At 53.2% G+C, this 22,769-nt stretch carries 21 protein-coding genes and 2 pseudogenes; 20 read left to right on the top strand and 3 right to left on the bottom strand.

The window, feature by feature from the left end:
- Positions 1-147 (top strand): LamB/YcsF family protein (locus tag GTGU_RS16890; RefSeq protein ID WP_038159654.1); only part of this gene is annotated, 147 nt, incomplete at its 5' end.
- A 58-nt stretch (positions 148-205) separates the two neighbouring features.
- Here the strand turns inward: GTGU_RS16890 and GTGU_RS16895 are convergent.
- On the bottom strand, positions 206-1,492 hold the full coding sequence (locus GTGU_RS16895; protein WP_038159656.1) for a citrate synthase: 1,287 nt from the start codon (positions 1,490-1,492) through the stop codon (positions 206-208).
- Positions 1,493-1,697: 205 nt separating this feature from the next.
- A complete protein-coding gene (locus tag GTGU_RS27090) occupies positions 1,698-1,805 on the bottom strand; it encodes a hypothetical protein (RefSeq protein ID WP_425427483.1) in 108 nt (35 codons plus the stop codon).
- Positions 1,806-2,130: 325 nt separating this feature from the next.
- Between GTGU_RS27090 and sdhC the strand changes: the two genes are divergently transcribed.
- From sdhC to sucD, 8 genes are all read left to right on the top strand, one after another.
- The gene (gene sdhC, locus GTGU_RS16900) at positions 2,131-2,535 is read left to right on the top strand and encodes a succinate dehydrogenase cytochrome b556 subunit (RefSeq protein ID WP_038159659.1); all 405 of its coding nucleotides are present in this window, start codon (positions 2,131-2,133) and stop codon (positions 2,533-2,535) included.
- The gene (sdhD, locus tag GTGU_RS16905) at positions 2,529-2,876 is read left to right on the top strand and encodes a succinate dehydrogenase membrane anchor subunit (RefSeq protein WP_038159662.1); all 348 of its coding nucleotides are present in this window, start codon (positions 2,529-2,531) and stop codon (positions 2,874-2,876) included. Before sdhC ends, sdhD begins: the two co-directional genes overlap by 7 nt.
- Positions 2,876-4,642 carry a succinate dehydrogenase flavoprotein subunit gene (sdhA, locus tag GTGU_RS16910; protein ID WP_038159665.1) on the top strand — a complete coding sequence of 589 codons (1,767 nt, stop codon included), beginning with the start codon at positions 2,876-2,878 and terminating at the stop codon, positions 4,640-4,642. Before sdhD ends, sdhA begins: the two co-directional genes overlap by 1 nt.
- Before the next feature lie 15 nt (positions 4,643-4,657).
- Positions 4,658-5,374 carry a succinate dehydrogenase iron-sulfur subunit SdhB gene (gene sdhB / locus GTGU_RS16915; protein ID WP_038159668.1) on the top strand — a complete coding sequence of 239 codons (717 nt, stop codon included), beginning with the start codon at positions 4,658-4,660 and terminating at the stop codon, positions 5,372-5,374.
- 204 nt (positions 5,375-5,578) lie between these two features.
- Positions 5,579-8,386 (top strand): 2-oxoglutarate dehydrogenase E1 component, encoded by a 2,808-nt coding sequence (sucA, locus tag GTGU_RS16920; protein ID WP_038159670.1) that lies wholly within the window; start codon positions 5,579-5,581, stop codon positions 8,384-8,386.
- A 14-nt stretch (positions 8,387-8,400) separates the two neighbouring features.
- A complete protein-coding gene (gene odhB, locus GTGU_RS16925; protein WP_038159673.1) occupies positions 8,401-9,627 on the top strand; it encodes a 2-oxoglutarate dehydrogenase complex dihydrolipoyllysine-residue succinyltransferase in 1,227 nt (408 codons plus the stop codon).
- Positions 9,628-9,745: 118 nt separating this feature from the next.
- Positions 9,746-10,912, top strand: coding sequence for an ADP-forming succinate--CoA ligase subunit beta (gene sucC, locus GTGU_RS16930; protein WP_038159676.1), 1,167 nt, complete (start codon positions 9,746-9,748; stop codon positions 10,910-10,912).
- Positions 10,912-11,781 carry a succinate--CoA ligase subunit alpha gene (gene sucD / locus GTGU_RS16935; protein ID WP_038159679.1) on the top strand — a complete coding sequence of 290 codons (870 nt, stop codon included), beginning with the start codon at positions 10,912-10,914 and terminating at the stop codon, positions 11,779-11,781. The genes sucC and sucD overlap by 1 nt, the downstream gene beginning before the upstream one ends.
- Positions 11,782-11,870: 89 nt before the next feature.
- On the opposite strand, the gene GTGU_RS16940 is transcribed toward sucD, so the two are convergent.
- Positions 11,871-12,641, bottom strand: coding sequence for a hypothetical protein (locus tag GTGU_RS16940; RefSeq protein WP_038159682.1), 771 nt, complete (start codon positions 12,639-12,641; stop codon positions 11,871-11,873).
- A gap of 1,138 nt (positions 12,642-13,779) precedes the next feature.
- Here GTGU_RS16940 and cydA point away from each other — a divergent pair.
- The 11 genes and pseudogenes from cydA to cpoB all read left to right on the top strand — a co-directional run bounded on the left by cydA (position 13,780) and on the right by cpoB (position 22,611).
- A complete protein-coding gene (cydA, locus tag GTGU_RS16945; RefSeq protein WP_038159686.1) occupies positions 13,780-15,348 on the top strand; it encodes a cytochrome ubiquinol oxidase subunit I in 1,569 nt (522 codons plus the stop codon).
- Between the two features lie 15 nt (positions 15,349-15,363).
- Positions 15,364-16,503, top strand: a complete 1,140-nt coding sequence (gene cydB / locus GTGU_RS16950) for a cytochrome d ubiquinol oxidase subunit II (protein WP_038159689.1) — start codon at positions 15,364-15,366, stop codon at positions 16,501-16,503.
- 14 nt (positions 16,504-16,517) lie between these two features.
- On the top strand, positions 16,518-16,622 hold the full coding sequence (cydX, locus tag GTGU_RS24900; protein ID WP_072012006.1) for a cytochrome bd-I oxidase subunit CydX: 105 nt from the start codon (positions 16,518-16,520) through the stop codon (positions 16,620-16,622).
- Positions 16,622-16,915: a cyd operon protein YbgE gene (gene ybgE / locus GTGU_RS16955; RefSeq protein WP_038159693.1), complete on the top strand. Its 294-nt coding sequence runs from the start codon at positions 16,622-16,624 to the stop codon at positions 16,913-16,915. The genes cydX and ybgE overlap by 1 nt, the downstream gene beginning before the upstream one ends.
- 149 nt (positions 16,916-17,064) lie before the next feature.
- Complete coding sequence (gene ybgC / locus GTGU_RS16960) at positions 17,065-17,469, top strand: tol-pal system-associated acyl-CoA thioesterase (protein ID WP_038159696.1); 405 nt, start codon at positions 17,065-17,067, stop codon at positions 17,467-17,469.
- Positions 17,466-18,158, top strand: coding sequence for a Tol-Pal system protein TolQ (gene tolQ / locus GTGU_RS16965; protein WP_124965809.1), 693 nt, complete (start codon positions 17,466-17,468; stop codon positions 18,156-18,158). The genes ybgC and tolQ overlap by 4 nt, the downstream gene beginning before the upstream one ends.
- 3 nt (positions 18,159-18,161) lie before the next feature.
- Positions 18,162-18,590, top strand: a complete 429-nt coding sequence (tolR, locus tag GTGU_RS16970; RefSeq protein WP_038159699.1) for a colicin uptake protein TolR — start codon at positions 18,162-18,164, stop codon at positions 18,588-18,590.
- Positions 18,591-18,626: 36 nt separating this feature from the next.
- Positions 18,627-19,830, top strand: a pseudogene (tolA, locus tag GTGU_RS16975) (cell envelope integrity protein TolA).
- Positions 19,831-19,958: 128 nt separating this feature from the next.
- Positions 19,959-21,251, top strand: a complete 1,293-nt coding sequence (gene tolB / locus GTGU_RS16980; RefSeq protein WP_038159702.1) for a Tol-Pal system beta propeller repeat protein TolB — start codon at positions 19,959-19,961, stop codon at positions 21,249-21,251.
- Between the two features lie 33 nt (positions 21,252-21,284).
- A pseudogene (pal, locus tag GTGU_RS16985) lies at positions 21,285-21,801 on the top strand (peptidoglycan-associated lipoprotein Pal).
- 9 nt (positions 21,802-21,810) lie between these two features.
- A complete protein-coding gene (cpoB, locus tag GTGU_RS16990; protein ID WP_038159705.1) occupies positions 21,811-22,611 on the top strand; it encodes a cell division protein CpoB in 801 nt (266 codons plus the stop codon).
- Positions 22,612-22,769: the final 158 nt, after the last annotated feature.

Genomic DNA, 22,769 nt, shown 5'->3' on the forward strand with positions numbered 1-22,769 from the left:
GGTCGCGTACAGAGCCTTACTGGCGGATGGGCGACGGTGCGTGCGCAAACCGTCTGTCTGCATGGTGATGGTGAGCAGGCGCTGGCATTTGCCCGCCGTCTGCGTGCGGCGTTCGCGGAACATCACATTACGATCAGCGCCGAGTGATATAAAAAAACCGGGGAGCGCGTTGCCGCGTCCCCGGTGTGTTCAGACCGCTAATGGCTTAGCGTTTTTTCACGCTGGTTTCAAACTCACGCTTGTCGTAGCCGGTATACAGCTGACGCGGACGTGCAATTTTCATCCCTTCTGTATGCATTTCATTCCAGTGCGCAATCCAGCCAACGGTACGTGCCATGGCGAAGATCACGGTGAACATGGAAGACGGAATCCCCATCGCTTTCAGAATAATGCCAGAGTAGAAGTCGACGTTCGGGTAAAGTTTTTTCTCGATGAAGTACGGATCGTTCAGCGCGATGTTTTCCAGCTCCATCGCCACTTCCAGCAGATCATCTTTGGTGCCCAGCTCTTTCAGCACTTCATGGCAGGTTTCACGCATCACTGTCGCGCGCGGATCGTAGTTTTTGTAAACACGGTGACCGAAGCCCATCAGGCGGAAAGAGTCGTTTTTGTCTTTCGCGCGACGGATGAATTCCGGAATATGCTCAACAGAGCTGATTTCTTCCAGCATCTTGAGTGCGGCTTCGTTGGCGCCACCGTGTGCCGGTCCCCACAGGGAAGCAATACCTGCTGCGATGCAGGCAAACGGGTTCGCGCCAGACGAACCTGCAGTACGTACCGTTGAGGTTGACGCGTTCTGTTCGTGATCAGCGTGCAGGATGAGGATCCTGTCCATCGCACGTTCCAGTACCGGGTTAACTTCATAGGTTTCGCATGGGGTGGAGAACATCATATTCAGGAAATTACCCGCATAGGAGAGATCGTTGCGCGGATAAACAAACGGCTGTCCGATGGAATATTTGTAACACATTGCCGCCATCGTCGGCATTTTGGAGAGCAGACGGAACGCCGCAATTTCACGATGACGCGGATTATTCACATCCAGCGAGTCATGATAGAACGCCGCCAGCGCGCCGGTGATCCCACACATCACTGCCATCGGATGGGAATCGCGACGGAAGGCATGGAACAGACGGGTGATCTGCTCGTGGATCATGGTGTGGCGGGTGACGGTGGTTTTGAATTCGTCATATTGCGCCTGCGTCGGTTTTTCGCCGTTCAGCAGGATGTAACACACTTCCAGATAGTTAGACTCAGTCGCTAACTGATCGATAGGAAAACCGCGATGCAGCAGGATACCTTCATCACCATCAATGAATGTGATTTTGGATTCGCAGGATGCGGTAGAAGTGAAGCCAGGATCAAAAGTAAACATTCCTTGTGAACCTAACTTACGGATATCAATAACATCTTCACCGAGCGTGCCCTTTAGCACATCCAGTTCGATAGCAGTATCACCGTTTAGAGTGAGCTTTGCCTTAGTATCAGCCATTACGGTCTCCTTAGCGCCTTATTGCTTGAGACTGCCGGGTGCCGGATTCGCATTCAGACTGTTCATTACCGTTACCAAAATTGTTATTTGGCTCGCCGCTCTGTTTCAGAGGAGAAACCAGGGTACAGAGCAAAGGGCGCTGGATGGCAGACGGTCAATTTACAGCGAAACAACAGCAAATCAGGGTCTTAGCAGTCCGTATCATTCAAACCTGTATAACACTAATAACTGTCCTGATCACTTCGGTCAATACCGACACACTGTTACATAACTTATATTCAGGTGAAAGCACGACCTCATAACTTTTACGCATTATATGACTTTTCTGGTGATGGTTGTAACAGTAATGTTTAATATTTGTCAAATCAGCTGATTAAAATTTAAAAAAAATGTTGTTATCGTGATATTGATCACTGTTCCGCATAAAACCCGACAAACTATATGTAGGTTAATTGTAATGATTTTGTGAACGGCCTATACTGCCGCCAGGTCTCCGGAACACCCTGCTAATCCCGAGCCACCCAGCGTTGTTTTGTGTCGTATTTACTTCTGAAAGGGAGTTTTAACATGACGCTTAGTTATAGTAAGGACGCTGCTTGACCCGCACGCAGACCGGAGGAAGGAATAATAAGAACAGCATGTGGGCGTTATTCATGGTAAGAAATGTGAAAAAACAAAGACCTGTCAACCTGGATCTTACAACGATTCGGTTCCCTGTAACGGCGATAGCGTCCATACTCCATCGCGTTTCCGGTGTGATCACCTTTGTGGCCGTCGGTATTCTGCTGTGGTTGCTGGGCACCAGCCTCTCTTCTCCTGAAGGTTTCCTTGTCGCCAGCTCAATCATGAGCAGCTTCTTCGTGAAGTTCATTATGTGGGGCATTCTCACCGCGCTGGCATACCACACTGTGGTCGGTATCCGCCATCTGATGATGGACTTTGGCTACCTGGACGAAACCCTCGAAGCAGGGAAACGCTCCGCCATTATCTCTTTTGTTATTACTGTCGTGCTTTCAATTCTCGCAGGAGTCCTCGTATGGTAAGCAACGCCTCAGCATTAGGACGCAACGGCGTACATGACTTCATCCTGGTCCGTGCTACCGCTATCGTTCTGACCCTCTACATCATCTATATGGTTGGCTTTTTCGCGACGAGCGGCACGCTGACCTGGGAAGTCTGGTCGGGTTTCTTCTCCTCCTCGTTCACCAAAGTCTTTACCCTGCTGGCTCTGTTTTCAATCTTGATTCATGCCTGGATTGGCATGTGGCAGGTGTTGACCGACTACGTTAAACCGCTGGCTATGCGCCTGATTCTGCAACTGCTCATCGTGGTTGCACTGGTGGTTTACGTTATTTATGGATTCGTTGTGGTGTGGGGTGTGTAATGAAACTGCCAGTCAGAGAATTTGATGCTGTTGTAATAGGCGCAGGTGGCGCAGGTATGCGCGCTGCGCTGCAAATTTCCCAGAGCGGCCAGACTTGTGCGCTGCTCTCTAAAGTCTTCCCGACCCGTTCCCATACCGTGTCCGCACAGGGTGGCATCACCGTGGCGCTCGGTAATACCCATGAAGATAACTGGGAATGGCACATGTATGACACCGTGAAGGGGTCAGACTACATCGGTGATCAGGACGCCATTGAATATATGTGTAAAACCGGTCCGGAAGCGATTCTGGAACTGGAACACATGGGACTGCCGTTTTCCCGTCTCGATGATGGCCGTATCTATCAGCGTCCGTTTGGCGGTCAGTCGAAAAACTTCGGTGGCGAGCAGGCGGCACGTACCGCGGCGGCGGCTGACCGTACTGGTCACGCATTGCTGCATACGCTGTATCAGCAGAACCTGAAAAACCACACCACAATCTTCTCCGAGTGGTATGCGCTGGATCTGGTGAAAAACCAGGATGGCGCTGTCGTGGGGTGCACCGCGCTGTGCATCGAAACCGGTGAAGTGGTTTACTTCAAAGCCCGCGCGACTGTGCTGGCAACGGGCGGTGCAGGCCGTATCTATCAGTCCACCACCAACGCGCACATCAACACCGGTGACGGTGTCGGGATGGCTATCCGTGCTGGCGTACCGGTACAGGATATGGAAATGTGGCAGTTTCACCCGACCGGCATCGCCGGCGCTGGCGTTCTCGTGACTGAGGGTTGCCGTGGTGAAGGTGGTTACCTGCTGAACAAACACGGCGAGCGCTTTATGGAGCGTTATGCGCCGAACGCGAAAGACCTGGCGGGTCGAGACGTGGTGGCGCGTTCCATCATGATCGAAATCCGTGAAGGTCGCGGTTGCGACGGCCCGTGGGGTCCGCATGCCAAACTGAAACTCGACCATCTCGGTAAAGAAGTTCTGGAATCCCGTCTGCCGGGTATCCTCGAACTGTCCCGTACCTTCGCGCACGTCGATCCAGTGAAAGAGCCGATTCCGGTGATTCCGACCTGTCACTACATGATGGGCGGTATTCCGACCAAAGTGACCGGTCAGGCGCTGACGGTGAACGAGAAGGGCGAAGATGTGGTGATCCCAGGCCTGTTCGCCGTGGGCGAAATCGCCTGCGTATCGGTTCACGGCGCCAACCGCCTCGGCGGCAACTCGCTGCTGGATCTGGTGGTCTTTGGTCGCGCGGCGGGTCTGCATCTGCAGGAATCCATCGCCGAGCAGGGTGCACTGCGTGATGCCAGCGAATCCGATATCGAAGGTTCTCTGGATCGCCTCAACCGCTGGAACAACACCCGCAGCGGTGAAGATCCTGTGGAAATCCGTAAAGCACTGCAGGAATGTATGCAGCATAACTTCTCGGTATTCCGTGAAGGCGATGCGATGCACAAAGGGCTTGAGCAACTGAAAGTGATCCGCGAGCGTCTGAAAAATGCCCGTCTGGACGATACCTCCAGCGAGTTCAACACCCAGCGCGTTGAGTGCCTTGAGCTGGATAACCTGATGGAAACCGCGTACGCCACTGCCCAGTCTGCTAACTACCGTACCGAAAGCCGTGGCGCGCATAGCCGCTTCGACTTCCCGGAACGTGATGACGAAAACTGGCTGTGCCACTCCCTGTATCTGCCAGAGTCGGAAACCATGACGCGTCGTAGCGTCAATATGGAACCGAAACTGCGTCCGGCGTTCCCGCCGAAGATTCGTACTTATTAATGCGGAGACAGGACAATGAAACTCGAATTCTCAGTTTATCGTTATAACCCGGATGTAGACGATGCTCCGCACATGCAGGATTACACCCTGGAGGCGGAAGAAGGTCGCGACATGATGCTGCTGGATGCGTTAATCCAGCTGAAAGAAAAAGATCCGACACTGTCGTTTCGTCGTTCCTGCCGTGAAGGGGTCTGTGGTTCAGACGGCCTGAACATGAACGGCAAAAATGGCCTGGCGTGCATCACGCCGATCTCAGCGCTCAATCGTCCGGGTCAAAAAATTGTCATCCGTCCTCTGCCAGGGCTGCCCGTCGTGCGTGATTTGGTGGTAGACATGGGGCAATTCTATGCACAATATGAGAAGATTAAGCCTTACTTGTTGAATAATGAGAAGAATCCACCGGCTCGCGAGCATTTACAGTCGCCAGAGCAGCGTGAAAAACTCGATGGTCTGTACGAGTGTATTCTTTGTGCATGTTGTTCAACGTCTTGTCCGTCGTTCTGGTGGAACCCGGATAAGTTCATCGGCCCGGCCGGTCTGCTGGCAGCGTATCGTTTCCTGATCGACAGCCGCGATACCGAAACCGACAGCCGTCTGGAAGGGTTAAGCGATGCTTTCAGCGTATTCCGCTGCCATAGCATCATGAACTGCGTCAGTGTGTGTCCGAAGGGGCTGAACCCGACGCGCGCCATCGGCCATATTAAGTCGATGCTGTTGCAACGCAGTGCGTAAATCATGTTATTGCCCGGTGGCGCTATGCTTACCGGGCAAACAGGAAACCTCTAAAAACTGCCCCTGACAATATTTTGACAGTTTTTAAAGGTTCCTTCGCGAGCCAATATAAGACAAGAGCTCGCAAGTGAACCCCGGCACATGCACCTGGTGTATGTGGTAGTTTCTACGGCGAAATAAGCATTAAATGCTTAAGGGATCACGATGCAGAACGGCGCAATGAAAGCCTGGCTGGACTCTTCTTACCTCTCTGGTGCCAACCAGAGCTGGATAGAACAGCTCTATGAAGACTTCTTAACCGATCCTGACTCTGTTGACGCTAACTGGCGTTCTATGTTCCAGCAACTGCCTGGCACTGGAGTCAAACCCGATCAATTTCATTCCAAAACACGTGATTATTTCCGTCGTCTGGCGAAGGATGCCTCACGTTATACTTCCTCGATTTCCGACCCTGACACCAATGTGAAGCAGGTAAAAGTCCTGCAGCTCATCAACGCTTATCGCTTCCGTGGTCACCAGCATGCGAATCTTGATCCGCTGGGACTGTGGAAACAGGAACGTGTCGCGGATTTAGATCCGGCTTATCACGATCTGACCGAGGCCGATTTCCAGGAAAGCTTTAACGTAGGTTCTTTTGCCATCGGTAAAGATACGATGCAGCTTGGCGACCTGATTGAGGCGCTGAAGCAAACCTACTGCGGCTCCATCGGCGCGGAATATATGCACATTACCTCCACGGAAGAAAAACGCTGGATCCAGCAGCGTATTGAGTCCGTAGTGGGTCACGCCACCTTCTCGCCTGACGAGAAAAAACGCTTCCTGAGCGAACTGACCGCTGCCGAAGGGCTGGAGCGCTACCTGGGGGCGAAATTCCCGGGCGCAAAACGTTTCTCCCTTGAAGGGGGCGACGCGCTGATCCCAATGCTCAAAGAGCTTATCCGCCACGCCGGTAACAGCGGTACTCGTGAAGTGGTGCTGGGCATGGCGCACCGTGGTCGTCTGAACGTCCTGATTAACGTGCTGGGTAAAAAACCGCAGGATCTGTTCGACGAATTCGCAGGTAAACACAAAGAACACCTCGGCACTGGCGACGTGAAGTACCACATGGGCTTCTCCTCTGATTTCGAAACCGAAGGCGGTCTGGTTCACCTGGCGCTGGCGTTTAACCCGTCGCACCTTGAGATCGTCAGCCCGGTGGTTATCGGATCCGTTCGTGCGCGTCTTGACCGCCTCGACAACCCGAGCAGCAATATGGTGCTGCCAATCACCATTCACGGTGATGCGGCTGTGACCGGCCAGGGTGTGGTTCAGGAAACCCTGAATATGTCGAAAGCACGCGGCTACGAAGTGGGTGGTACCGTACGTATCGTTATTAACAACCAGGTGGGCTTTACGACCTCTAACCCACTGGATGCGCGTTCCACGCCATACTGCACCGACATCGGTAAAATGGTCCAGGCGCCGATTTTCCACGTCAACGCGGATGACCCGGAAGCGGTCGCTTTCGTGACCCGTGTGGCGCTGGACTTCCGTAACACCTTCAAACGTGATGTCTTCATCGACCTGGTGTGTTACCGCCGTCATGGCCATAACGAAGCCGACGAGCCGAGCGCAACCCAGCCGCTGATGTATCAGAAAATCAAAAAACACCCGACGCCGCGTAAGATCTACGCTGACAAGCTGGAGCAGGACAAAGTGACGACGCTGGAAGATGCGACTGAGCTGGTCAATCTGTACCGAGACGCGCTGGATGCTGGTGAGTGTGTGGTTAAAGAGTGGCGTCCGATGAACATGCACTCTTTCACCTGGTCGCCGTACCTCAACCACGAGTGGGATGAGAGCTACCCGAACAAGGTTGAAATGAAGCGTGTGCAGGAACTGGCTAAACGCATCAGCACGGTGCCGGACGCCATCGAAATGCAATCCCGCGTGGCGAAAATCTACAGTGATCGTCAGGCGATGGCGGCGGGTGAGAAGCTGTTCGACTGGGGCGGCGCAGAAAACCTGGCGTACGCTACACTGGTTGACGAAGGCATTTCCGTGCGTTTATCCGGTGAAGACTCCGGTCGCGGCACCTTCTTCCACCGCCATGCGGTGATCCACAACCAGGCCAACGGCTCAACTTACACCCCGCTGCAGCATGTGCATAACGGGCAGGGCGAGTTCAAAGTCTGGGATTCGGTGCTCTCTGAAGAGGCAGTGCTGGCGTTTGAATATGGTTATGCGACGGCAGAACCACGCACCCTGACCATCTGGGAAGCGCAGTTCGGTGACTTCGCTAACGGCGCGCAGGTGGTTATCGACCAGTTCATCAGCTCCGGCGAACAGAAGTGGGGCCGCATGTGTGGTCTGGTGATGCTGCTTCCGCACGGCTATGAAGGGCAGGGACCTGAACACTCATCGGCACGTCTGGAACGTTATTTGCAGCTCTGTGCAGAACAGAACATGCAGGTGTGCGTCCCGTCGACCCCGGCGCAGGTTTACCACATGCTGCGTCGTCAGGCGCTGCGCGGTATGCGTCGCCCGCTGGTGGTGATGTCGCCGAAATCGCTGCTGCGTCATCCGCTGGCGGTGTCGTCACTGGATGAACTGGCTAATGGCACTTTCCAGCCAGCGATTGGTGAAATCGATGAGCTGGATCCGAAAGCCGTCAAGCGTGTGGTGATGTGCTCTGGTAAAGTTTATTACGACCTGCTGGAACAGCGCCGCAAAAACGATCAAAAAGATGTCGCCATTGTGCGTATCGAACAGCTCTATCCGTTCCCGCATCAGGCGGTACAGGAAGCGCTGAAACCATATGCTCACGTGCATGATTTTGTCTGGTGTCAGGAAGAGCCGCTCAACCAGGGCGCCTGGTACTGCAGCCAGCATCATTTCCGTGAAGTGATTCCGTTTGGGTCCGCTCTGCGTTATGCAGGTCGCCCGGCCTCCGCCTCTCCGGCGGTAGGGTATATGTCCGTTCACCAGAAACAACAGCAAGATCTGGTTAATGACGCGCTGAACGTCGATTAATTAAAGGATAAATAATGAGTAGCGTAGATATTCTTGTTCCCGACCTGCCTGAATCCGTTGCAGACGCGACCGTCGCGACCTGGCATAAAAAACCAGGCGATGCGGTAACCCGTGATGAAGTGCTGGTAGAAATCGAAACTGACAAAGTGGTACTGGAAGTACCGGCGTCGACGGACGGCATTCTGGATGCAGTGCTGGAAGACGAAGGCACCACCGTTACCTCTCGCCAGATCCTTGGCCGCCTGCGTGAAGGCAACAGCTCTGGCAAAGAGTCTGGCGCGAAGTCCGACGCGAAAGAGTCGACGCCGGCACAGCGTCAGCAGGCGTCTCTGGAAGAGCAAAACAATGATGCGCTGAGCCCGGCGATCCGTCGCCTGCTGGCTGAGCACAGCCTCGACGCCAGCGCCATCAAAGGCACCGGTGTGGGCGGTCGCATCACCCGTGAAGATGTGGAAAAACATCTGGCGAAATCCCCGGCGAAAGCAGAAAGCAAAGCACCAGCGGCGGCCGCACCTGCAGCCGCTCAGCCTGCGCTGGGTTCCCGCAGCGAAAAACGCGTCCCGATGACCCGCCTGCGTAAGCGCGTGGCCGAGCGTCTGCTGGAAGCGAAAAACTCCACCGCCATGCTGACGACCTTCAACGAAGTCAACATGAAGCCGATTATGGATCTGCGTAAGCAGTACGGCGAAGCGTTCGAAAAACGTCACGGTATCCGTCTGGGCTTTATGTCCTTCTACGTGAAAGCGGTGGTTGAAGCCCTGAAACGCTTCCCGGAAGTGAACGCGTCTATCGATGGCGATGATGTGGTTTACCACAACTATTTCGATGTCAGCATGGCGGTTTCCACGCCGCGCGGCCTGGTGACCCCGGTTCTGCGTGACGTTGATCTGCTGGGTATGGCTGACATCGAGAAAAACATCAAAGAGCTGGCAGTGAAAGGCCGTGACGGCAAACTGACCGTTGACGATCTGACCGGCGGTAACTTCACCATTACCAACGGCGGTGTTTTCGGCTCCCTGATGTCTACACCGATCATCAACCCGCCGCAGAGCGCGATTCTGGGTATGCACGCCATCAAAGATCGCCCGATGGCGGTAAATGGTCAGGTCGTGATTCAGCCAATGATGTACCTGGCGCTGTCCTACGATCACCGTCTGATCGACGGCCGCGAGTCAGTAGGCTTCCTGGTGGCGATTAAAGAGCTGCTGGAAGATCCGACTCGTCTGCTGCTGGACGTGTAGCGGTCATAGTCAAAAGCATCACCTGCCCTGTAGGCCGGGTAAGCGTAGCGCCATCCGGCGCAACAAGCGACCGGACTACAGGCTTAATGATAACCATTACTAAGAATGGATAGAACGCATGAACTTACATGAATATCAGGCAAAACAACTGTTTGCCCGCTATGGTTTACCTGCGCCAGTGGGCTATGCCTGTACCACGCCGCGTGAAGCTGAAGAAGCCGCCTCTAAAATTGGTGCGGGTCCGTGGGTTGTGAAATGTCAGGTTCACGCTGGTGGCCGCGGTAAAGCGGGCGGTGTGAAAGTTGTTAAGAGCAAAGAAGAGATTCGCGCATTTGCTGAGCACTGGCTGGGCAAACGCCTCGTGACTTATCAAACAGACGCTAACGGTCAGCCAGTCAACCAGATCCTGGTGGAAGCGGCGACTGATATCGATAAAGAACTGTATCTGGGCGCGGTAGTCGACCGTAGCTCCCGCCGTGTGGTCTTCATGGCCTCCACTGAAGGCGGCGTGGAAATCGAAAAAGTGGCGGAAGAGACCCCGCACCTGATCCACAAAGTGGCACTGGATCCGCTGGCAGGTCCTATGCCGTATCAGGGCCGCGAACTGGCGTTCAAACTGGGTCTGGAAGGCAAACAGGTTCAGCAGTTCACCAAGATCTTTATGGGTCTGGCGACCATTTTCCTTGAGCGCGACCTGGCGCTGATCGAAATCAACCCGCTGGTGATCACCAGGCAGGGCGACCTGATCTGCCTCGACGGCAAACTGGGCGCTGACGGTAACGCTTTATTCCGCCAGTCTGAACTGCGCGAAATGCGCGACCAGTCTCAGGAAGATCCGCGTGAAGCGCAGGCGGCACAGTGGGAACTGAACTACGTGGCGCTGGATGGCAACATCGGCTGCATGGTAAACGGAGCGGGCCTGGCAATGGGCACTATGGACATCGTTAAGTTGCATGGCGGTGAACCAGCAAACTTCCTCGACGTGGGCGGCGGCGCGACTAAAGAGCGCGTTACTGAAGCGTTCAAAATCATCCTCTCCGATGACAATGTGAAAGCGGTACTGGTTAATATCTTCGGCGGCATCGTGCGTTGCGACCTGATCGCAGACGGCATCATAGGTGCGGTAGAAGAAGTTGGCGTTAACGTTCCGGTGGTTGTACGCCTGGAAGGTAACAACGCCGAGCTGGGCGCGAAGAAACTGGCTGACAGTGGCCTGAATATTATTGCAGCGAAAAGTCTGACGGATGCCGCTCAGCAGGTAGTTGCCGCAGTGGAGGGGAAATAATGTCCATTTTAATCGATAAAAACACCAAGGTTATCTGCCAGGGTTTCACCGGTAGCCAGGGGACGTTCCACTCTGAACAGGCAATTGCTTACGGCACGCAGATGGTTGGCGGTGTAACGCCAGGCAAAGGTGGCACCACGCATCTGGGCCTGCCGGTGTTCAACACTGTGCGTGAAGCGGTAGAAGCGACTGGCGCGACCGCGTCGGTTATCTATGTTCCGGCTCCGTTCTGCAAAGATTCCATTCTGGAAGCTATCGACGCTGGCATCAAACTGATTATTACCATCACCGAAGGTATCCCGACGCTGGATATGCTGACTGTGAAAGTGAAGCTGGATGAAGCGGGCGTGCGAATGATCGGCCCGAACTGCCCGGGCGTTATCACGCCGGGTCAGTGCAAAATCGGCATCATGCCGGGCCATATTCACCAGCCGGGCAAAGTGGGTATCGTTTCTCGCTCCGGTACGCTGACCTATGAAGCGGTTAAGCAGACGACCGATTACGGTTTCGGCCAGTCCACCTGCGTGGGCATCGGCGGCGACCCGATCCCGGGCTCTAACTTCATCGACATCCTGAAGATGTTCCAGGAAGACCCGCAGACGGAAGCGATCGTGATGATCGGTGAAATCGGCGGCAGCGCGGAAGAAGAAGCGGCAGCGTACATTAAAGATCACGTGACCAAGCCGGTAGTGGGTTACATCGCGGGTGTGACCGCGCCGAAAGGCAAGCGTATGGGTCACGCAGGCGCCATCATCGCCGGTGGTAAAGGAACGGCAGATGAGAAATTCGCGGCTCTTGAAGCAGCGGGTGTGAAAACTGTTCGCAGCCTGGCCGACATCGGCGAAGCGCTGCAGACCATCATTAAGTAATTAATCCTCTCTGCTCCCCTGCGCGGGGGAGCTTTATATGACCGATTTCGACATTTTCGACATGGTTGGCCGCTGAGAAGCGGCCTTTTTTACATTACAATACTAATCCCCGCGAACAGTGTAAATTCAGGCACACCATCGCCTTTATGCGCGACGGTCCACTGCGGCTCAATAAACGCGCTCACTACTTTATTCCCCGCTTTCCAGGCACGACCACCGCCCAGCCCGACAGGGATATAGTAATCGTCACTTTCCCGATCCCATGTCCAGATCCCTGAGGTGCGCACATACCAGCCTTTCGGCAATTTGTAGATAACGATGGGTTGAAAAGTGGCGGTTTCCACATCGCGGCGCGCTTCATCTCCCGCGAAACTTTTTTGCCACTGTACCAGCGTACCCGCCATCCATTGCGGTGTGGATTTAATCGCGATGGCCGATAACCCGGCCTGCCATTTTCCGCTACCAAGCTCGTCTCTGGCGGCGGAGCTGGCGGTAATGAGCGGGCCAACGCCAATTTTGACGCCATCCTGTTTGAGCAGGAAGATGTCGAACAGGTTAATATCCCCCAGTCCGGTGCTGTAGCCGCCAGGTTGTGGACGAGTCGCCAGCGGTACGGTTATGCGCAGGATTTGCGGAACCGGCACCCAGTCTCCGGCGGCAACCGGCACGGTGGCGCGAAACAGGGTGTCGTTGAGATGGCGGTCGCTGCCATACAGTTCAGGCGTGTAGTAATCCTGAAGGGCAACCGAGGTGGATAAATGTAGTGGGTTGGTGGCTTTCTCGATGGCATCGGGTTCGTCTGCCTGACTCATTGCAGGCAGCAGTGCCAGTACGCCGAACAGCAAGAGTGGTTTAAACATTTTCGCCTCCTGATGAAATACCTGCGATCTGTAATCTCAAAAAACGCGGGTATTATTAAAGCGAAATAAGCATAAAATACACCTGCACGAACTATTCGTTACGCCGATAATATAATTATTTAATTCATGAATAAGGGTTGCTTGCCAGGTCAGAACAGGCGTGGCTTTTAGTAGTGCAAAAGGTAATAATATGAATATGTGAGATTGCTCACTTTAAATTATTGAGTTGATAAATAGATGGTATATGTCGTTTTACTAAAAATAACATGTTGAAATACAATTTGTTAGGCGTTATTGGTCTTTCTGCTAATCATAACGCACAAAACAGAGGGGAGGAGGGGCAGAGGCTGGCAGTATGGGAGGCGATATTTCTTAATGGGGCGTAAAATACCCGTGAAATTTATATTCATGGTGTGGTGTAAATATATCATGGAGAGCTCTTCTGAGTTCAAATATTATGACACCTAAAACCATTCCTCCAGGCATTTGCACAACATTCCCTCCGCCAGTACGTATTGCTCACCAGTGGTGTTTATTAGGAGGCTAAGAAAGGCAAAAGTAATACCATGCGTGTTCTACGAAAAAGTCACGACCCAAAATTATGTGAAGCAGCTAACATTAATAGTGTTGTCACCTGCGCAAAGCAGGAGACAGCCCACGTTAAATAATAAAACATTTACTACTATCTTTTTTGCGATCTGGTAACGATAGGTTTCTCGATTACTACATATATTTAACATTATAAGTACAATGTTTACTGCAACTAAACACCATTAACAGAATTCAGCCGAATTGATATAAATCAATGTTTAATGATTGGAAAATTCTTGGTAAAGCGTTAAATTGTCGTAGATCAAGTTGGCTGCCATGACGCGTTTTAGCTATATATTGATCAATGTCGAAAAACGTAAATTTAGTACTGCAAAAACCTGTTTATTGTAAGGGTTTTGCGGCGTAATATAATTGCGGATCAAATTGGTTTTTTTATTAACGTGTTTGTAACCTTTAATGATTGTCGTTTCCTCTTGCAGGAACTCAGCAACGACGTTGGATACAAATTAATTGTATTGGGGCATGTGTGTGAACCGCTCAGACGGGTTCATTCTCGGAGTCTTCATGCGATGAGCAAGGAGTCAAGATGTTAGATATAGTCGAACTGTCGCGCTTACAGTTTGCCTTGACCGCGATGTACCACTTCCTGTTTGTGCCGCTGACGCTCGGTATGGCGTTCCTGCTGGCCATCATGGAAACCGTGTATGTCCTTTCCGGCAAACAGATTTATAAAGATATGACTAAGTTCTGGGGCAAGTTGTTTGGCATCAACTTCGCTCTGGGTGTTGCCACCGGTTTGACCATGGAGTTCCAGTTCGGGACGAACTGGTCTTATTATTCTCACTATGTGGGAGATATCTTCGGTGCGCCGCTGGCCATTGAAGGTTTGATGGCGTTCTTCCTCGAATCCACCTTTGTAGGTCTGTTCTTCTTTGGTTGGGACCGTCTGGGTAAAGTCCAGCATATGGCGGTCACCTGGCTGGTTGCGCTGGGGTCTAACCTTTCTGCTCTGTGGATCCTTGTCGCGAACGGCTGGATGCAAAACCCGATCGCCTCTGATTTCAACTTCGAAACCATGCGTATGGAGATGGTGAGCTTCTCTGAACTGGTGCTGAACCCGGTTGCTCAGGTGAAATTTGTTCACACTGTTGCATCAGGTTATGTCACCGGGGCGATGTTCATCCTCGGTATCAGCGCCTGGTACATGCTGAAAGGTCGTGACTTCGCCTTCGCCAAGCGCTCCTTTGCCATTGCAGCAAGCTTCGGTATGGCAGCGGTCCTGTCTGTTATCGTGCTCGGTGATGAATCCGGTTACGAGATGGGCGACGTACAAAAAACCAAACTCGCTGCCATTGAAGCTGAATGGGAAACGCAGCCTGCACCGGCCGCCTTTACACTGTTCGGTATTCCTGATCAGGACGCGCAGCAAAACCGTTTCGCTATTCAAATCCCTTATGCGTTGGGGATCATTGCGACCCGTTCCGTCGATACGCCGGTTGTTGGTCTGAAAGACCTGATGGTTCAGCATGAAAACCGTATCCGTAACGGGATGACCGCTTACAAACTGCTGGAAGAGCTGCGCGCCGGTTCCACCGATCAGGCGGTCCGCGATCAGTTCAACAGCGTGAAAAAAGATTTGGGCTATGGCCTGTTACTGAAGCGCTATACAGAGAACGTAGCTGATGCGACGGATGCGCAAATCAAGCAGGCGACGAAAGATTCCATTCCGCGCGTTGCGCCGCTGTACTTCGCCTTCCGTATTATGGTGGCGTGCGGCTTCCTGTTGCTGATTATCATTGCGGCGTCCTTCTGGGCCGTTATTCGTAACCGTATCGGTGATAAGAAATGGGTCCTTCGCGCGGCGTTCTACGGTATTCCATTGCCGTGGATTGCAGTAGAAGCGGGCTGGTTTGTCGCTGAGTATGGCCGTCAACCATGGGCCATCGGTGAAGTGTTGCCGACGGCGGTGGCGAACTCGTCGCTGACCGCAGGCGATATTCTCTTCTCGATGATACTGATCTGCGGCTTGTATACCCTGTTCCTGGTGGCTGAACTTTATCTGATGTTTAAGTTCGCGCGCCTTGGCCCAAGCAGCCTGAAAACCGGTCGCTATCATTATGAGCAGTCGCTTTCGACGACTCAGCCGGCACGCTAAGACAGGAGTCATCAAATGATCGATTATGAAGTATTACGTTTTATCTGGTGGCTGCTGGTCGGTGTACTGCTGATTGGCTTTGCCGTCACGGACGGTTTCGACATGGGGGTGGGCATGCTCACCCGTTTCCTCGGTCGTAATGACACCGAGCGTCGAATCATGATCAACTCAATCGCCCCACACTGGGACGGTAACCAGGTGTGGCTGATCACCGCGGGTGGTGCGCTGTTCGCAGCCTGGCCGATGGTCTATGCCGCAGCATTCTCTGGCTTCTATGTGGCAATGATCCTGGTCCTGGCGTCCTTGTTCTTCCGTCCGGTTGGTTTTGACTACCGTTCGAAAATCGAAGACAACCGCTGGCGTAACATGTGGGATTGGGGCATCTTCCTCGGGAGCTTTGTGCCGCCGCTGGTGATTGGCGTGGCGTTCGGCAACCTGTTGCAGGGTGTACCATTCAACGTGGACGAGTATCTGCGTCTCTACTACACCGGTAATTTCTTCCAGTTGCTGAACCCGTTTGGCTTGCTGGCAGGGATTGTCAGCGTCGCCATGATCCTGACGCAGGGCGCGACGTATCTGCAGATGCGCACTGTTGGCGAATTGCATCTGCGTTCCAAAGCGACCGCGCAGGTGACTGCACTGGTTACGCTGGTCTGCTTCGCACTGGCGGGTGTATGGGTGGTGTACGGTATTGACGGCTATGTCGTTAAGTCCGTCATCGACCATTCCGCAGCCTCTAACCCGCTGACGAAAGAAGTGGCGCGTGAAGCGGGTGCGTGGATGGCGAACTTTAACAGCGCGCCGATCCTGTGGCTGATTCCGGCTCTGGGTGTGGTCCTGCCGTTGCTGACCATCCTGACCGCGCGGATGGACAGAAGCGCCTGGGCGTTCCTGTTCTCATCGCTGACACTGGCCTGCATTATTCTGACTGCGGGTGTGGCGATGTTCCCGTTCGTCATGCCGTCCAGCACGATGATGAACGCGAGCCTGACCATGTGGGATGCGACCTCCAGCCATATCACGCTGAACCTGATGACCTACGTTGCGATCATCTTCGTTCCGATTGTTCTGGCTTACACCATCTGGTGTTACTGGAAAATGTTTGGCCGCATTACCAAAGAACATATCGAAAGCAACACCCACTCTCTGTACTAAGTAAGGAGCAAATTATGTGGTACTTTGCATGGATTCTGGGGACGCTTCTGGCTTGTGCCTTTGGGGTGGTCACCGCGCTGGCTCTGGAGCATGTTGAATCCGGACAAGAAGATCATTAATGAAAAGTGTTATCGCAGTGTTATATGCGGTAATGGACAAGGGCCCGCTAAGGGCCCTTTCCTTACTGATGGCGTTAGTGCTGGCGGGCTGTATGTTCTGGGATCCGTCGCGTTTTGCGGCGAAAACCAGCACGCTCTCCATCTGGCATGGTCTGCTGCTGATGTGGGCGGTATGTGCAGGGGTTATCCACGGCGTCGGCTTCCGACCGAAAGCCCTTCACTGGCAGGGCATTTTCTGCCCGCTGATCGCCGATCTGGTCTTGCTCGCCGGGCTGATTTTCTTCTTCGCCTGATTAAGAATCCTCCGCAATCTTTTATGGGCTGACGCAGGCCCATAAAAATTTACTCTCCGTTTACTTACACCCATTCCAAACCCTCTTGACCGCGCGTATAGTAGCGAAGTTTGAATGCTCTAAACTTTTTTGTATTACCGGGATGTAAAGTGAATACAACGCTATTTCAGTGGCCGGTTCGTGTTTATTACGAAGACACAGACGCCGGTGGCATGGTTTACCATGCCAGTTACGTCGCTTTTTATGAGCGAGCACGCACCGAGATGCTGCGCCACCATCACTTTAGCCAGCAGGTACTGTTGGCAGAGCGCGTAGCTTTCGTGGTACGCAAAATGACGCTGGAGTATTTTGCGCCCGCCCGACTCGACGACATGCTCGAAGTCCAAACGGAAATAACATCGATGCGCGGAACCTCACTGGTTTTCACGCAACGGATCGTCAACGCGGAGAATCAACTGCTTAACCAGGCAGAAGTTTTGATTGTCTGTGTTGATCCTCTCTTAATGAAGCCTCGTGCGCTTCCCAAGTCTATTGTCGCGGAGTTTAAGCAGTGACTGACATGAACATCCTTGATTTGTTCCTGAAGGCTAGCCTTCTGGTTAAACTTATCATGTTGATTTTGATTGGTTTTTCAATCGCCTCCTGGGCCATCATTATTCAGCGTACCCGCATTCTGAATGCGGCAGGGCGTGAGGCCGAAGCGTTTGAAGACAAATTCTGGTCTGGTATTGAGCTTTCTCGCCTGTATCAGGAAAGTCAGGGGCGTCGCGATAACCTGACTGGCTCCGAACAAATTTTCTATAGCGGTTTCAAAGAGTTCGCCCGATTGCATCGCGCTAACAGCCATGCACCAGAGGCGATTGTGGAAGGGGCATCGCGCGCGATGCGTATCTCCATGAACCGCGAACTGGAAACGCTGGAATCGCACATTCCGTTCCTCGGGACAGTCGGCTCCATCAGCCCGTATATTGGTCTGTTCGGTACCGTATGGGGGATCATGCACGCCTTTATCGCGCTCGGCGCGGTGAAACAGGCCACGCTGCAAATGGTTGCGCCGGGGATCGCGGAAGCACTGATCGCGACGGCTATCGGTCTGTTTGCAGCCATCCCTGCGGTCATGGCGTATAACCGCCTGAATCAGCGCGTCAACAAACTGGAACTGAACTACGACAACTTTATGGAAGAGTTTACCGCGATTCTGCATCGTCAGGCGTTTACCAGCAGCGAGAGCAACAAGGGGTAAGCCATGGCCAGAGCACGTGGACGCGGACGTCGCGAACTGAAGTCCGAGATTAATATTGTTCCGCTGCTGGATGTGTTGTTGGTGTTGCTGCTGATCTTCATGGCGACTGCGCCAATCATCACGCAGAGCGTGGAGGTGGATCTGCCTGATGCGACGGATTCGCAAACAGTCAGCACCAATGACGATCCGCCGGTTATCGTTGAGGTTTCCGGCGTCGGTCAGTACAGCGTGAACGTTGGCCAGGAAAAGATGCCGCAATTGCCGCCGGAGCAGGTTGTTGCCGAAGCGCAGCGTCGTCTTGAGGCGAATCCGAAAACGGTCTTCTTAATCGGTGGCGCGAAAGATGTGCCATATGATGAAATTATTAAAGCGCTGAACCTGTTACATAGCGCCGGTGTGAAGTCGGTCGGTCTAATGACCCAGCCGATTTAACCGGTGAAACAGGTACAAAGTTTTTGGGAACCGAGAGTGTCGAAGGCAACCGAACAAAACGACAAGCTTAAACGCGCGATCATCATTTCAGTAGTGCTGCATATCGTATTGATCGCACTGCTGATCTGGAGTTCGTTCGATGAGCACATAGATGCTTCTGCTGGCGGCGGCGGTGGTTCTGCCATTGATGCCGTGATGGTTGATCCTGGCGCGGTCGTCCAGAACTACGACAGGCAACAGCAGCAACAGGCCAGCGCAAAGCGTGCTCAGGAGCAGCGTGAAAAACAGGCGCAGCAGCAGGCGGAAGAACTGCGTGAAAAGCAGGCCGCAGAGCAGGAACGTCTGAAGCAGCTGGAAAAAGAACGTTTAGAAGCACAGGAAGCGGCGAAGAGCGCGCAGGAAAAGCAAAAGCAGGCTGAAGAGGCTGCAGCGAAAGCGGCAGCGGACGCGAAAGCCAAAGCGGAAGCTGACGCCAAAGCGGCAGCTGATGCGGCGAAGAAAGCTGCTGCCGACGCGCAGAAAAAAGCGGAAGCCGAAGCAGCAAAAGCTGCCGCAGATGCGAAGAAGAAAGCGGAAGCCGAAGCAGCAAAAGCCGCTGCAGATGCGAAGAAGAAAGCAGAAGCAGAAGCCGCGAAGAAAGCGCAGCAGGAAGCAGAGAAGAAAGCGGCTGCTGAGGCTAAGCAAGCTGCCGCTGAGAAGGCTGCCGCTGAGAAAGCCGCTGCAGCTAAAGCGGCTGCCGAGAAAAAAAGCCGCCGCTGAAAAAGCGGCAGCAGAGAAAGCTGCCGCGGATAAAGCCGCCAAAGCGGCCGCCGCGAAAAAAGCCGCCGCAGCAAAAGCGTCGGAAGCCGATGTTGACGATCTTTTCGGCGACCTGAGCTCAGGTAAGAATGCGCCGAAAACAGGGGGAGGAGCAAAAGGGAACAATGCTTCGCCTGCCGGAAGCGGTAACAATAAAAATAACGGTGCATCAGGGGCGGATATCAGTAACTATGCCGGGCAGATAAAAGCAGCGATCGAAAGCCGTTTTTACGATGCTTCCTCTTATGCCGGTAAGACATGTACATTACGTATCAAACTGGCGCCAGATGGCATGCTTCTGGATATTCAGTCGGAAGGTGGTGATCCCGCGCTCTGTAGTGCGGCGCTCTCAGCCGCCCGTCAGGCGAAGTATCCAAAACCGCCATCACAAGCGGTATATGAGGTATTCAAGAATGCGCCGCTGGACTTCAAACCTAATTGATTTTTCCTTGTGGAAATAGAGGAAAAACAAACTACGGTTGTCTCAGGGTTTTGGTAGTCTTGTGTATTTGAGTTTGTTAACATTCTGCTAAATTATCGTGGATTTTGTATCCGGATAAGGGAGATATGATGAAGCAGGCATTACGAGTAGCATTTGGTTTTCTGATGCTGTGGGCAGCGGCGCTGCACGCAGAAGTACGTATCGAGATCACCCAGGGGGTGGACTCGGCGCGCCCGATTGGCGTTGTGCCTTTCCAGTGGGCCGGGCCGGGTGCTGCACCTGAAGATATTGGTGGCATCGTTGCGGCTGACCTGCGCAACAGCGGTAAATTCAATCCGTTGGATCGTTCTCGCCTGCCTCAGCAGCCGGGGTCCGCGCAGGAGGTGCAACCTGCAGCATGGTCCGCATTAGGTATTGACGCCGTGGTTGTCGGGCAGGTAACTCCGAACCCGGACGGTTCTTACAATGTCGCTTACCAGTTGGTTGATACGGGTGGCGCGGCCGGTACCGTACTGGCGCAGAACACATATAAAGTAAACAAGCAGTGGCTGCGTTATGCCGGTCATACTGCCAGTGACGAAGTGTTCGAAAAGCTGACCGGTATTAAAGGCGCGTTCCGTACCCGTATCGCCTATGTAGTGCAGACCAACGGCGGTCAGTTCCCGTATGAACTGCGTGTCTCTGACTATGATGGCTACAACCAGTTCGTGGTTCACCGTTCTCCGCAGCCGCTGATGTCGCCGGCATGGTCTCCTGACGGGTCTAAACTGGCTTACGTCACCTTCGAAAGCGGTCGTTCCGCGCTGGTTATCCAGACGCTTGCGAACGGTGCGGTGCGTCAGGTTGCCTCTTTCCCGCAGCACAACGGTGCGCCGATGTTCTCGCCGGATGGCAGCAAACTGGCCTTTGCACTGTCTAAAACCGGTAGCCTGAACCTGTACGTGATGGATATCGGCTCCGGTCAGATCCGTCAGGTGACGAACGGTCGCAGCAACAATACCGAACCGAGCTGGTTCCCGGACAGCCAGACCCTGGCATTCACCTCTGACCAGGCCGGTCGTCCGCAAGTGTATAAAGTGAATATCAATGGCGGTGCTCCACAGCGTATTTCCTGGGAAGGTAATCAAAACCAGGATGCGGATGTGAGCGCTGACGGTAAATTTATGGTAATGGTAAGCTCGGCCAATGGTCAGCAGCACATTGCCAAACAAGATCTGGAAGCGGGTGGCGTACAGGTTCTGTCGTCAACGTTTTTGGATGAAACGCCAAGTCTGGCACCTAACGGCACTATGGTTATCTACAGCTCTTCTCAGGGGATGGGATCCGTGCTGAACCTGGTTTCTACAGATGGGCGTTTCAAAGCGCGTCTTCCGGCGACTGATGGACAGGTCAAATTCCCTGCCTGGTCTCCGTATCTGTAATAATAAATAATTAGTTATATAGGAATCAAAGAAATGCAACTGAACAAAGTGCTGAAAGGACTAATGCTGGCTCTGCCGGTAATGGCAATCGTGGCATGTTCTTCCAACAAGAACGCCAGCAATGACCAGAGCGGTGAAGGCATGATGGGCGCCGGCACTGGTATGGATGCTAACGGCAACATGTCTTCTGAAGAACAGGCTCGTCTGCAGATGCAACAGCTGCAGCAGAACAACATCGTTTACTTCGGTCTGGATAAATACGACGTAAGCTCTGAGTTCGCTGCAATGCTGGACGCGCACGCTAACTTCCTGCGTAGCAACCCGTCCTACAAAGTTACCGTAGAAGGTCACGCGGACGAACGTGGTACTCCGGAGTACAACATCGCCCTGGGCGAACGTCGTGCTAATGCCGTTAAGATGTACCTGCAGGGTAAAGGCGTTTCTGCTGATCAGATCTCCATCGTTTCTTACGGTAAAGAAAAACCTGCAGTACTGGGTCACGACGAAGCGGCTTACGCTAAAAAACCGTCGCGCCGTACTGGTTTACTAAGAGAATCGCATGAACAGTAACTTCAGACATCACCTGTTGAGTCTGTCGTTACTGGTTGGAATAGCGGCCCCCTGGGCCGCTTTTGCTCAGGCACCAATCAGTAGTGTCGGCTCAGGCTCGGTCGAAGATCGTGTCACTCAACTCGAGCGTATTTCAAATGCTCACAGCCAGCTTTTAACCCAACTCCAGCAACAAGTTTCTGATAATCAGGCCGATATTGACGCCCTCCGCGGACAGATCCAGGAGAGTCAGTACCAGCTGAATCAGGTTATTGAACGGCAGAAACAAGTGCAGCTGCAGATTGACAGCCTGACCAGCGGCGGCGCGGCAACGCAAACGCCACAGACAGGCAGCGATCAAAACAGCAATGCTGGCGCATCCACGACAGCACCTGCGGCTGGCGCGGCTACGTCAGGCGCACCGGTGCAAAGCGGTGACGCTAATACCGATTACAATGCCGCCATCGCGCTGGTGAAGGATTCCTCTCGCCAGGACGACGCCATCACGGCATTCCAGAACTTCATCAAGAAATACCCGGATTCAACTTATCAACCGAACGCCAACTACTGGCTCGGTCAGTTGAATTACAACAAGGGGAAAAAAGATGATGCAGCCTATTATTTTGCTTCTGTCGTAAAAAACTACCCGAAATCACCCAAAGCCTCTGATGCGATGTACAAGGTCGGCGTGATCATGCAGGACAAGGGGGATACGGCAAAAGCGAAAGCGGTCTACCAGCAGGTGGTCAGCAAGTACCCTGGTACCGAAGGCGCAAAACTGGCGCAAAAACGTCTCGGATCGCTGCAGTGATGACGGCATGACCAGGAATCGTGTTTTTTCTGGTCGTGTCGCCTGAAACGTAAGCAGTTAAGTGATCTTCATCGAAATTTTTGTTGCGCTGAAATCTTAAACCAGTAATATATGCCGCCGTTGCCGAGGGATATCAAACATCTCCGAAGCAGCACAAG

This window comes from Trabulsiella guamensis ATCC 49490 (assembly GCF_000734965.1).
GTDB classification, from domain to species: Bacteria; Pseudomonadota; Gammaproteobacteria; order Enterobacterales; family Enterobacteriaceae; genus Trabulsiella; species Trabulsiella guamensis.

Coding starts and splice junctions, on each gene's coding strand:
- GTGU_RS16895 (WP_038159656.1), bottom strand. CDS start 1,492: ATGGCTGATACTAAGGCAAAGCTCACTCTAAACGGTGATACTGCTATC.
- GTGU_RS27090 (WP_425427483.1), bottom strand. CDS start 1,805: ATGCGTAAAAGTTATGAGGTCGTGCTTTCACCTGAATATAAGTTATGT.
- sdhC (WP_038159659.1), top strand. CDS start 2,131: ATGTGGGCGTTATTCATGGTAAGAAATGTGAAAAAACAAAGACCTGTC.
- sdhD (WP_038159662.1), top strand. CDS start 2,529: ATGGTAAGCAACGCCTCAGCATTAGGACGCAACGGCGTACATGACTTC.
- sdhA (WP_038159665.1), top strand. CDS start 2,876: ATGAAACTGCCAGTCAGAGAATTTGATGCTGTTGTAATAGGCGCAGGT.
- sdhB (WP_038159668.1), top strand. CDS start 4,658: ATGAAACTCGAATTCTCAGTTTATCGTTATAACCCGGATGTAGACGAT.
- sucA (WP_038159670.1), top strand. CDS start 5,579: ATGCAGAACGGCGCAATGAAAGCCTGGCTGGACTCTTCTTACCTCTCT.
- odhB (WP_038159673.1), top strand. CDS start 8,401: ATGAGTAGCGTAGATATTCTTGTTCCCGACCTGCCTGAATCCGTTGCA.
- sucC (WP_038159676.1), top strand. CDS start 9,746: ATGAACTTACATGAATATCAGGCAAAACAACTGTTTGCCCGCTATGGT.
- sucD (WP_038159679.1), top strand. CDS start 10,912: ATGTCCATTTTAATCGATAAAAACACCAAGGTTATCTGCCAGGGTTTC.
- GTGU_RS16940 (WP_038159682.1), bottom strand. CDS start 12,641: ATGTTTAAACCACTCTTGCTGTTCGGCGTACTGGCACTGCTGCCTGCA.
- cydA (WP_038159686.1), top strand. CDS start 13,780: ATGTTAGATATAGTCGAACTGTCGCGCTTACAGTTTGCCTTGACCGCG.
- cydB (WP_038159689.1), top strand. CDS start 15,364: ATGATCGATTATGAAGTATTACGTTTTATCTGGTGGCTGCTGGTCGGT.
- cydX (WP_072012006.1), top strand. CDS start 16,518: ATGTGGTACTTTGCATGGATTCTGGGGACGCTTCTGGCTTGTGCCTTT.
- ybgE (WP_038159693.1), top strand. CDS start 16,622: ATGAAAAGTGTTATCGCAGTGTTATATGCGGTAATGGACAAGGGCCCG.
- tolR (WP_038159699.1), top strand. CDS start 18,162: ATGGCCAGAGCACGTGGACGCGGACGTCGCGAACTGAAGTCCGAGATT.
- tolB (WP_038159702.1), top strand. CDS start 19,959: ATGAAGCAGGCATTACGAGTAGCATTTGGTTTTCTGATGCTGTGGGCA.
- cpoB (WP_038159705.1), top strand. CDS start 21,811: ATGAACAGTAACTTCAGACATCACCTGTTGAGTCTGTCGTTACTGGTT.